Source organism: Streptomyces sp. SID4985, from assembly GCF_009863025.1.
In the GTDB taxonomy this organism is placed as follows: Bacteria; Actinomycetota; Actinomycetes; order Streptomycetales; family Streptomycetaceae; genus Streptomyces.
In genome coordinates, this window is sequence record NZ_WWIR01000622.1 from 1 (window position 1) to 10,191 (window position 10,191).

At 72.1% G+C, this 10,191-nt stretch carries 8 protein-coding genes and 1 pseudogene; all 9 read left to right on the plus strand.

The window, feature by feature from the left end; genetic code table 11:
- Positions 1-369: pseudogene (locus GTW40_RS26300) on the plus strand (ABC transporter ATP-binding protein); the annotation flags it as partial.
- Between the two features lie 330 nt (positions 370-699).
- A complete protein-coding gene (gene hpnC / locus GTW40_RS26305) occupies positions 700-1,626 on the plus strand; it encodes a squalene synthase HpnC (RefSeq protein WP_202486450.1) in 927 nt (308 codons plus the stop codon).
- On the plus strand, positions 1,623-2,573 hold the full coding sequence (gene hpnD / locus GTW40_RS26310) for a presqualene diphosphate synthase HpnD (protein WP_161182648.1): 951 nt from the start codon (positions 1,623-1,625) through the stop codon (positions 2,571-2,573). Before hpnC ends, hpnD begins: the two co-directional genes overlap by 4 nt.
- Positions 2,574-2,709: 136 nt before the next feature.
- Positions 2,710-4,146, plus strand: coding sequence for a hydroxysqualene dehydroxylase HpnE (gene hpnE / locus GTW40_RS26315; protein ID WP_161182649.1), 1,437 nt, complete (start codon positions 2,710-2,712; stop codon positions 4,144-4,146).
- Positions 4,146-5,279 (plus strand): polyprenyl synthetase family protein, encoded by a 1,134-nt coding sequence (locus tag GTW40_RS26320; protein ID WP_161182654.1) that lies wholly within the window; start codon positions 4,146-4,148, stop codon positions 5,277-5,279. The genes hpnE and GTW40_RS26320 overlap by 1 nt, the downstream gene beginning before the upstream one ends.
- 116 nt (positions 5,280-5,395) lie before the next feature.
- Positions 5,396-7,429, plus strand: coding sequence for a squalene--hopene cyclase (gene shc / locus GTW40_RS26325; RefSeq protein ID WP_161182650.1), 2,034 nt, complete (start codon positions 5,396-5,398; stop codon positions 7,427-7,429).
- Positions 7,430-8,071 (plus strand): 1-hydroxy-2-methyl-2-butenyl 4-diphosphate reductase, encoded by a 642-nt coding sequence (locus tag GTW40_RS26330; RefSeq protein WP_161182651.1) that lies wholly within the window; start codon positions 7,430-7,432, stop codon positions 8,069-8,071.
- 5 nt (positions 8,072-8,076) lie between these two features.
- Positions 8,077-9,099 carry an adenosyl-hopene transferase HpnH gene (gene hpnH / locus GTW40_RS26335; RefSeq protein ID WP_161182652.1) on the plus strand — a complete coding sequence of 341 codons (1,023 nt, stop codon included), beginning with the start codon at positions 8,077-8,079 and terminating at the stop codon, positions 9,097-9,099.
- 4 nt (positions 9,100-9,103) lie between these two features.
- On the plus strand, positions 9,104-10,191 hold a 1,088-nt coding region (gene ispG, locus GTW40_RS26340), incomplete at its 3' end, for a flavodoxin-dependent (E)-4-hydroxy-3-methylbut-2-enyl-diphosphate synthase (RefSeq protein WP_161182653.1).

Consider the following 10,191-nt stretch of genomic DNA (forward strand, 5'->3'; position numbering starts at 1 on the left):
GAGCGCTACCAGGACATCGTCGACTTCTCCGGCATCAACGAGAAGGGCGACTTCATCACCCTGCCGATGCGCACCTACTCCTCCGGCATGTCCGCCCGGCTCCGCTTCTCCATCGCGGCCGCCAAGGACCACGACGTCCTCATGATCGACGAGGCCCTGGCCACCGGCGACCGCAAGTTCCAGAAGCGCTCCGAGGAACGCATCCGCGAGCTGCGCAAGGAGGCCGGAACGGTCTTCCTCGTCAGCCACAACAACAACTCGATCCGCGACACCTGCGACCGCGTCCTCTGGCTGGAGCGCGGCGAACTCCGCATGGACGGACCCACCGAAGAGGTCCTCAAGGAGTACGAGAAGTTCACGGGCAAGTGACCCGAGCGGCCCCGGGCCCCGCCGGAACTTCTCCGGCGGGGCCCGGCGTCTGCAAAAGAAGCGTCAACTCCGGCCGTGCGTAGGAATCTTGACGCCAATCGGTGTGTTGTTGTGATGCGCCGGACACCCCGGCGAACCCTGTCGCGTTGTACAACGTAAGCTGTACCGGTGCCGGAAACCGGCAAGTAGGGCGATAATGCGCGACACCCTCCGCCGGGCGACCTCCCCCGGAGGGCAGGCGGCGTGTCCGAAATAGTGTGTATCGGTTCCGCAGTGTAGAACGGGAGATGTGACGGCAATGGCTACGGAAACTCCCCAGCTCAGCGCAGCATGTGCCGTCCCCGCCCCGGGCAGCGCGCGGTGACGGGAACCGACACGGCGACGGCACTGGAACGCGCCACGCTGGACAAGGCCACGAGCGAGAACTTCCCCGTGGCCCCTTTCTTCCTGCCGCGCGCCTGGCGCGACGACCTCATGGCCGTCTACGGCTTCGCCCGCCTCGTCGACGACATCGGTGACGGCGACCTCGCCCCCGGCGGCGCCGACGCCCGGGTCCTCGGCGTCCCCGAGTCCGACGCCAAGGACCGCCTCGCCGTCCTCGACGCCTTCGAGGCCGACCTGCGCCGCGTCTTCGACGCCACTCCGCGCCACCCGCTGCTGCGACGCCTGCAGCCCACCGTGCGCCGCTGCCGCATCAGCCCCGAGCCCTTCCTCGGCCTGATCGCCGCCAACCGCCAGGACCAGCTCGTCAAGCGCTACGAGACGTACGACGACCTGCGCGCCTACTGCGAACTGTCCGCCAACCCCGTCGGCCGCCTCGTCCTCGCCGTCACCGGCACGACGACGCCCGAGCGGGTCCGTCTGTCCGACGCGATCTGCACCGCACTGCAGATCGTCGAACACCTCCAGGACGTCGCCGAGGACCTCGGCCGCGACCGGATCTATCTGCCCGCAGAGGACATGAAGCGCTTCCACGTCCAGGAATCCGACCTCACCGCAGGGAGCGCCGGCGCATCGGTGCGCGCGCTGGTCGCGTTCGAAGCACAACGCGCCCGCGAACTGCTGAATGAAGGCGCCCCCCTCGTGGGTAGCGTCCACGGCAGGCTCAAGCTGCTGCTCGCGGGGTTCGTGGCGGGGGGAAGGGCGGCGGTCGACGCGATCGCCGCCGCCGGATTCGACGTCCTTCCCGGCCCTCCCAGACCCGGCAGGCTCCAGCTGCTGCGCGAGGTGGGCGTGACCCTGCGAGGAGAGGGGTGATCCGGGCCGTGGAGTCCTCACCGCACGTGTCCGCACCGGTACTCGCCGCCTACCGCTACTGCGAGACGGTCACCGGCCAGCAGGCCCGCAACTTCGCCTACGGCATCCGGCTTCTGCCCACGCCCAAGCGCCGCGCCATGTCCGCGCTCTACGCCTTCTCCCGGCGCGTGGACGACATCGGCGACGGCGAGCTGCCCGACGACGTGAAGGTCGCGCGCCTGGAGGAGACCAGGGCGCTGCTCACCCGCGTCCACGCGGGCGAGGTCGAGGAGGACGACACCGACCCGGTGGCCGTCGCCCTCGCGGACGCCGCCCGTGTCTTCCCGATCCCGCTCGGCGGTCTGGACGAGCTGATCGACGGCGTCCAGATGGACGTGCGCGGCCAGACCTACGAGACCTGGGACGACCTCAAGGGCTACTGCCGCTGCGTCGCCGGAGCCATCGGACGCCTCTCGCTCGGCGTCTTCGGCACCGAACCCGGCGCCCGCGGCGCCGAACGCGCCCCCGAGTACGCCGACACCCTCGGCCTCGCCCTCCAGCTCACCAACATCCTCCGCGACGTCCGCGAGGACGCCGAGGGCGGCCGCACCTATCTGCCCTCCGACGACCTCGCCAAGTTCGGCTGCTCGGCCGGGTTCGCCGGACCCACCCCGCCCGAGGGCTCCGACTTCGCGGGCCTCGTCCACTTCGAGGTCCGCCGCGCCCGCGCCCTGTTCGCCGAGGGCTACCGGCTGCTGCCCATGCTCGACCGGCGCAGCGGCGCCTGCGTCGCCGCCATGGCCGGCATCTACCGCCGCCTGCTCGACCGCATCGAGCGCGACCCCGAGGCCGTGCTGCGCGGCCGTGTCTCGCTGCCCGGCCGCGAGAAGGCGTACGTCGCCGTGCGCGGCCTGTCCGGGCTCGACACCCGGCACGTCACCCGCCAGAGCGTCAGGAGGCGCGCCTGATGGCCCCGGCGGACGAGGCGGGCTCCACCCGTCCGAGAGGGCGGGCAACCCCGGACTGCGGCGTGGCGTCCCTGACTGCGACGGCCGAGCGTGCACCGTTCAACCAGCACGCGCGGCACGCACGGAAGGACGCACGATGAGCGACGGCGCACGTCCCGCACAGGCGCACTCCGGCCCTCCGGCACCCGCGGACGGCACGTCCCGGCACGCCGTCGTGGTCGGCGGCGGCCTCGCCGGGACCACCGCGGCCCTCGCCCTCGCCGACGCGGGCGTCCGCGTCACCCTCCTCGAAGGCAGGCCCCGCCTCGGCGGCCTCGCTTTCTCCTTCCAGCGCGGCGAACTGACCGTGGACAACGGCCAGCACGTCTACCTGCGCTGCTGCACCGCCTACCGCTGGTTCCTCGACCGCATCGAGGGCGCGGCGCTGGCACCGCTGCAGGACCGTCTCGACGTACCCGTCGTGGACGCCGACAAGCCCGAGGGCAGGCGGCTCGGCAGGCTGCGGCGCGACCCGCTGCCCGTCCCCCTCCACCTGGGGCGCAGCCTGGCCGCCTATCCGCACCTCTCGCTCGCCGAGCGTGCCGCGGTCGGGCGGGCCGCGCTCGCGCTCAAGGGACTCGACCTCACCGATCCGGCCCTGGACGAGCGGGACTTCGGCGACTGGCTGGCCGCGCACGGCCAGTCGGCGCGCGCCGTCGAGGCCCTGTGGGACCTGGTCGGTGTCGCCACCCTCAACGCGGTCGCGGGCGACGCCTCGCTGGGACTCGCCGCGATGGTGTTCAAGACCGGTCTGCTGTCCGACCCGGGCGCGGCCGACATCGGCTGGGCCCATGTCCCGCTGGGCGAACTGCACGACCGGCTGGCCCGCAAGGCGCTCGACTCCGCGGGCGTGCGCACCGAGGTCCGTACACGCGTCACCTCCCTCTCCCAGAACGGAAACGGAGGCTGGAGCGTTCAGGTTCCCGGCGAGACGCTCGACGCCGACGCCGTCGTCCTCGCCGTACCCCAGCGCGAGGCGCACGACCTGCTGCCGCCCGGCGCCCTCGACGACCCCGGCCGGCTGCTGCGCATCGGCACCGCCCCGATCCTCAACGTCCATGTGGTGTACGACCGCCGCGTCCTCGCCCGGCCCTTCTTCGCCGCGCTCGGCTCGCCCGTGCAGTGGGTCTTCGACCGCACCGCCGCCTCCGGGCTGACGGACGGCCAGTATCTGGCGTTGTCCCAGTCGGCCGCCCAGGACGAGATCGACACCCCCGTCGCCGAGCTGCGCGAGCGCTATCTGCCCGAGCTGGAGCGGCTCATCCCCGGCACCCGCGCCGCCCGCGTGCGGGACTTCTTCGTGACCCGGGAGCGCACCGCCACGTTCGCCCCCGCCCCCGGCGTCGGACGGCTGCGGCCCGGCGCCCGCACCAAGGCATCCGGCCTGTACCTGGCCGGAGCGTGGACCGCCACCGGGTGGCCCGCGACCATGGAGAGTGCGGTCCGCAGCGGCGTGAGCGCGGCCGACGCCGCCCTCGGCGCCCTCGGCCGCCCCCGCCCCCGTCACCTCTTCGCTCTCGAGGAGGCGGCGTGATGCTCGATCAGGAGCACGCGGGCCGGCCCCGCACCCCCGGTACCGCAACAAGAGGAGAGACTGTGCCCACTGTGCCGCCCCCGGCCTCGACCGCCGCAGACGCGGTGGACGTGACCGCGCTGCTGGAGCGCGGCCGCACCCTGGCCACCCCGGTCCTGCGCGCGGCCGTCGACCGGCTGGCGCCGCCCATGGACACCGTCGCCGCCTACCACTTCGGCTGGATCGACGCGGCGGGCAACCCGGCCGAGGGCGACGGCGGCAAGGCCGTACGCCCCGCGCTCGCGGTCCTCTCCGCCGAGGTCACCGGCGCCGCCCCCGAGGTCGGCGTGCCCGGCGCCGTCGCCGTCGAGCTGGTCCACAACTTCTCGCTGCTGCACGACGACCTGATGGACGGCGACGAGCAGCGCCGCCACCGCGACACCGTGTGGAAGGTGCACGGCCCCGCCCAGGCCATCCTGGTCGGCGACGCCCTCTTCGCCCTCGGCAACGAACTCCTGCTGGAACTCGGCACGGTCGAGGCGGGCCGCGCCACCCGCCGCCTCACCACCGCCACCCGCGCCCTGATCGACGGCCAGGCCCAGGACATCTCCTACGAGCACCGCGACCGCGTCAGCGTCGAGGAGTGCCTGGAGATGGAGGGCAACAAGACCGGCGCCCTGCTCGCCTGCGCCTCCTCCATCGGTGCGGTCCTCGGCGGCGCCGACGACGCCACCGCCGACGCGCTGGAACGGTACGGCTACCACCTCGGCCTCGCCTTCCAGGCCGTCGACGACCTGCTCGGCATCTGGGGCGACCCCGAGTCCACCGGCAAGCAGACCTGGAGCGACCTGCGCCAGCGCAAGAAGTCCCTGCCCGTCGTCGCCGCGCTCGCCGCGGGCGGCCCCGCCTCCGAGCGCCTCGGCGAGATCCTCGCCGCCGACGCCAAGAGCAGCGACTTCGCGAACTTCTCCGAGGCCGAGTTCGCGGCCCGCGCCGCCCTCATCGAGGAGGCGGGCGGCCGCGAGTGGACGGCGGACGAGGCCCGGCGCCAGCACGCCGTCGCCGTCGAGGCCCTCCACGCCGTCGACATGCCCGACCGGGTGCGGGCCGCCTTCACGGCGCTCGCCGACTTCGTCGTCGTCAGGAAGAGATGATCACTATCGGCCGAATAGCCCTCGCGTAGTCGCCGGCCGGTGCGGCGCGATGACCCACACCGGCCGACGGCGGACCCGCAGCAGCACGACTCGTACGACTGCACGAAGGGGAAGCCATGACAGCGACGACCGACGGAAGCACCGGGGCGACGATTCCGCCCCGCCGTGCCGACGCGGCCAGCGAATCCGACAGCACCACCCCCGGGGCGGCCGGGGTACCCGAGGCCGCCGAACGCGCCGTCCGCCGTGCCACGGACCACCTGCTCGCCGGGCAGGACCCCGAGGGCTGGTGGAAGGGCGACCTGGAGACCAACGTCACCATGGACGCCGAGGACCTGCTCCTGCGCCAGTTCCTCGGCATCCGCGACGAGGCCACCACCCACGCCGCCGCCCTCCACATCCGGGGCGAGCAGCGCGCGGACGGCGCCTGGGCCACCTTCTACGGCGGCCCCGGCGAACTCTCCGCCACCATCGAGGCGTACGTCGCCCTGCGCCTGGCCGGAGACGCCCCCGACGACCCCCACATGGCCCGCGCCTCCGCCTGGGTCCGCGAGCACGGCGGCATCGCCTCCGCCCGCGTCTTCACCCGGATCTGGCTCGCCCTGTTCGGCTGGTGGAAGTGGGAGGACCTGCCCGAACTCCCCCCGGAACTCATCTGGTTCCCCACCTGGCTCCCGCTCAACATCTACGACTTCGGCTGCTGGGCGCGGCAGACCATCGTGCCGCTCACCATCGTCTCCGCCAAGCGCCCGGTGCGCCCCGCGCCCTTCGCGCTGGACGAGCTGCACACCGACCCGGCCCACCCCAACCCGCCCAAGCCCTTCGCGCCGCTGGCCAGTTGGGACGGCGCCTTCCAGCGCCTGGACCGCATGGTGCACAAGCTGCGCCGGGCCGTACCGCGCCGTCTACGCGACGCCGCGATCGGCACCGCCGCCCGCTGGATCGTCGAACGCCAGGAGAACGACGGCTGCTGGGGCGGCATCCAGCCCCCCGCCGTGTACTCGGTCATCGCCCTGCACCTGCTCGGCTACGACCTCGAACACCCCGTCATGCGCGCCGGGTTGGAGTCCCTCGACCGCTTCGCCATCTGGCGCGAGGACGGCTCCCGCATGATCGAGGCCTGCCAGTCCCCGGTGTGGGACACCTGCCTCGCCGCCATCGCCCTGGCCGACGCCGGACTCCCCGCCGACCACCCCCAGTTGGTCAAGGCCGTCGACTGGATGCTCGGCGAGGAGATCCGCCGACCCGGCGACTGGGCCGTCAAACGCCCCCAACTGCCGCCCGGCGGCTGGGCGTTCGAGTTCCACAACGACAACTACCCCGACATCGACGACACCGCCGAGGTCGTCCTCGCCCTGCGCCGGGTCCGCCACCCCCAACCCGCCCGCGTGGACGGGGCGATCGGCCGCGCCGTGCGCTGGAACCTCGGCATGCAGTCGAAGAACGGCGCCTGGGGCGCCTTCGACGTCGACAACACCAGCCCGTTCCCCAACCGGCTGCCCTTCTGCGACTTCGGCGAGGTCATCGACCCGCCCTCCGCCGACGTCACCGCGCACGTCGTCGAGATGCTCGCCGCCGAGGGACTCGCCCACGACCCGCGCACCCGGCGCGGCATCGACTGGCTGCTGGCCGAACAGGAGGCCGACGGCTCGTGGTTCGGCCGCTGGGGCGTCAACTACGTCTACGGCACCGGCTCCGTCGTCCCCGCCCTCACCGCCGCCGGACTCCCCGCCTCGCACCCGGCGATCCGCCGCGCCGTCGCCTGGCTGGAACGCGTCCAGAACGACGACGGCGGCTGGGGCGAGGACCTGCGCTCCTACAAACACGTCACGGAGTGGAGCGGCCGCGGCACCTCCACCGCCTCCCAGACCGCCTGGGCCCTCATGGCCCTCCTCGCGGCCGGGGAGAAGGACGCCAAGGCCGTCGAACGCGGCGTCCGCTGGCTCGCCGAGACCCAGCGCGAGGACGGCTCCTGGGACGAGCCCCACTTCACCGGCACCGGCTTCCCCTGGGACTTCTCCATCAACTACCACCTCTACCGGCAGGTGTTCCCGCTCACCGCACTCGGCCGCTATCTCCACGGCGACCCCTTCGACAGGGCACCCCTCGCCACCGCAGGAGGCAGGCACGCCGGAGCCGAGGGCCGCTGAATGAGTAACCGGCCCGCCCCGGCACCGCTGCTGATCGCCTGCGCGCTCGGCATCGAACGCCTCGCGCTGCGCACCGGCGAACGCGGCGGCGGCGACAGCCGGCCCACCGTCGTCCGCACGGGCATGGGCCCGCGCGCGGCGGAGCGCGCCGTCGGCCGGATGCTGGCCACCCCGGACCTGGCCGACGCCGCCGTACTGGCCACCGGCTTCTGTGCCGGGCTCGCGCCCGGAATGCACCCCGGCGACCTCGTGGTCGCCGAGGAGACCCGAGACCCGCGCGGCACCGTGCCGTGCGTACGCACCGATCTGCTCGTCAAGGAGCTGACCCGGGCCCTGCCCGGCCGTACCGTCCACACCGGCCCCCTGACCGGCTCCGACCACGTGGTGCGCGGCCCGGAGCGCGCCGACCTCCTGGCCACCGGCGCCATCGCCGTGGACATGGAGTCGGCCGCCACCCTGCTCACCGCCGTCCGCGCGGGCAGCCGCCCGGTTGCGGCCGTACGGGTGGTCGTGGACGCTCCTGAACATGAACTCGTCCGCATCGGAACGGTACGCGGTGGAATATCGGCCTTCCGCGTGCTGCGTTCCGTACTTCCCGCGTTTTTCGAATGGCACCGTTCCTTGCCGCTCCCCCGGAGGTGAGCCAGATGGCCATGCCGTTGCGTCAGTCCATCAAGGTTGCTACGTACCTGGCGGAACAGAAGCTCCGCAGGCGGGACAAGTTCCCGCTGATCGTCGAGCTCGAACCGCTCTTCGCCTGTAACCTGAAGTGCGAGGGCTGCGGCAAGATCCAGCACCCTGCGGGGGTGCTCAAGCAGCGGATGCCCGTCGCCCAGGCCGTGGGCGCGGTGCTGGAGTCCGGCGCGCCGATGGTGTCCATCGCCGGCGGCGAGCCGCTGATGCACCCGCAGATCGACGAGATCGTGCGCCAGCTGGTCGCCAAGCGCAAGTACGTCTTCCTGTGCACCAACGCCATGCTGCTGCGCAAGAAGATGGACAAGTTCACCCCGTCGCCCTACTTCGCCTTCGCGGTGCACATCGACGGACTGCGCGAGCGGCACGACGAGTCCGTGGCCAAGGAGGGCGTGTTCGACGAGGCCGTGGAGGCCATCAAGGAGGCCCAGCGACGCGGCTTCCGCGTCACCACCAACTCCACGTTCTTCAACACCGACACCCCGCAGACCATCGTCGAGGTCCTCAACTTCCTCAACGACGACCTCAAGGTGGACGAGATGATGATCTCGCCCGCCTACGCCTACGAGAAGGCGCCCGACCAGGAGCACTTCCTCGGCGTCGAGCAGACCCGCGAGCTGTTCAAGAAGGCCTTCTCCGGCGGCAACCGCAGGCGCTGGCGGCTCAACCACTCCCCGCTCTTCCTGGACTTCCTGGAGGGCAAGGTCGACTTCCCCTGCACCGCCTGGGCCATCCCCAACTACTCCCTCTTCGGCTGGCAGCGCCCCTGCTACCTGATGAGCGACGGCTACGTGCCCACGTACCGCGAACTCATCGAGGACACCGACTGGGACAAGTACGGCCGCGGCAAGGACCCGCGCTGCGCCAACTGCATGGCGCACTGCGGCTACGAGCCCACCGCCGTCCTCGCCACCATGGGCTCCCTCAAGGAGTCCCTGCGGGCCATGCGCGAGACCGTCTCGGGAAACCGGGAGTGAGGCCGTGACCGCCGTATCCCTGGGCGTTCCCGAGGTACCGCCGCGGGCGCTCGCGCCCCGGCGGGTGTCGCGCCAGATCCAGGTGGGCGCGGTACCCGTCGGCGGCGGGGCCCCGGTGTCCGTGCAGTCCATGACGACGACGCGGACGTCGGACATCGGCTCGACGCTGCAGCAGATCGCGGAGCTGACCGCGTCCGGCTGCCAGATCGTCCGGGTCGCCTGCCCGACGCAGGACGACGCCGACGCGCTGGCGACCATCGCCCGCAAGTCGCAGATCCCGGTGATCGCGGACATCCACTTCCAGCCGAAGTACGTGTTCGCGGCGATCGAGGCGGGTTGTGCGGCGGTCCGGGTGAACCCGGGCAACATCAAGCAGTTCGACGACAAGGTGAAGGAGATCGCGCGCGCCGCGAAGGACCACGGCACCCCGATCCGCATCGGCGTGAACGCGGGCTCCCTGGACCGCCGTCTGCTGCAGAAGTACGGCAAGGCCACCCCCGAGGCGCTGGTGGAGTCGGCCCTGTGGGAGGCGTCCCTCTTCGAGGAGCACGACTTCCGCGACATCAAGATCTCGGTGAAGCACAACGACCCGGTCGTGATGATCGAGGCCTACCGGCAGCTGGCCGCCCAGTGCGACTACCCGCTCCACCTCGGCGTGACCGAGGCGGGCCCCGCCTTCCAGGGCACGATCAAGTCGGCCGTCGCCTTCGGCGCGCTGCTCTCCGAGGGCATCGGCGACACGATCCGCGTCTCCCTCTCGGCCCCGCCCGCGGAGGAGGTCAAGGTCGGCCTCCAGATCCTGGAGTCCCTGAACCTGAAGCAGCGCGGCCTGGAGATCGTCTCCTGCCCGTCCTGCGGCCGCGCCCAGGTCGACGTGTACAAGCTGGCCGAGGAGGTCACCGCGGGCCTGACCGGCATGGAGGTTCCCCTCCGTGTCGCGGTCATGGGCTGTGTGGTGAACGGTCCCGGCGAGGCCCGTGAGGCCGACCTGGGCGTGGCCTCCGGCAACGGCAAGGGCCAGATCTTCGTCAAGGGCGAGGTCATCAAGACCGTCCCGGAGTCGAAGATCGTGGAAACCCTCATCGAGGAGGC

Excerpts from the sequence above, each read along its gene's own strand:
- hpnC (WP_202486450.1), top strand. The coding sequence starts at position 700 with ATGTGCCGTCCCCGCCCCGGGCAGCGCGCGGTGACGGGAACCGACACG.
- hpnE (WP_161182649.1), top strand. The coding sequence starts at position 2,710 with ATGAGCGACGGCGCACGTCCCGCACAGGCGCACTCCGGCCCTCCGGCA.
- GTW40_RS26320 (WP_161182654.1), top strand. The coding sequence starts at position 4,146 with ATGCTCGATCAGGAGCACGCGGGCCGGCCCCGCACCCCCGGTACCGCA.
- shc (WP_161182650.1), top strand. The coding sequence starts at position 5,396 with ATGACAGCGACGACCGACGGAAGCACCGGGGCGACGATTCCGCCCCGC.
- GTW40_RS26330 (WP_161182651.1), top strand. The coding sequence starts at position 7,430 with ATGAGTAACCGGCCCGCCCCGGCACCGCTGCTGATCGCCTGCGCGCTC.
- hpnH (WP_161182652.1), top strand. The coding sequence starts at position 8,077 with ATGGCCATGCCGTTGCGTCAGTCCATCAAGGTTGCTACGTACCTGGCG.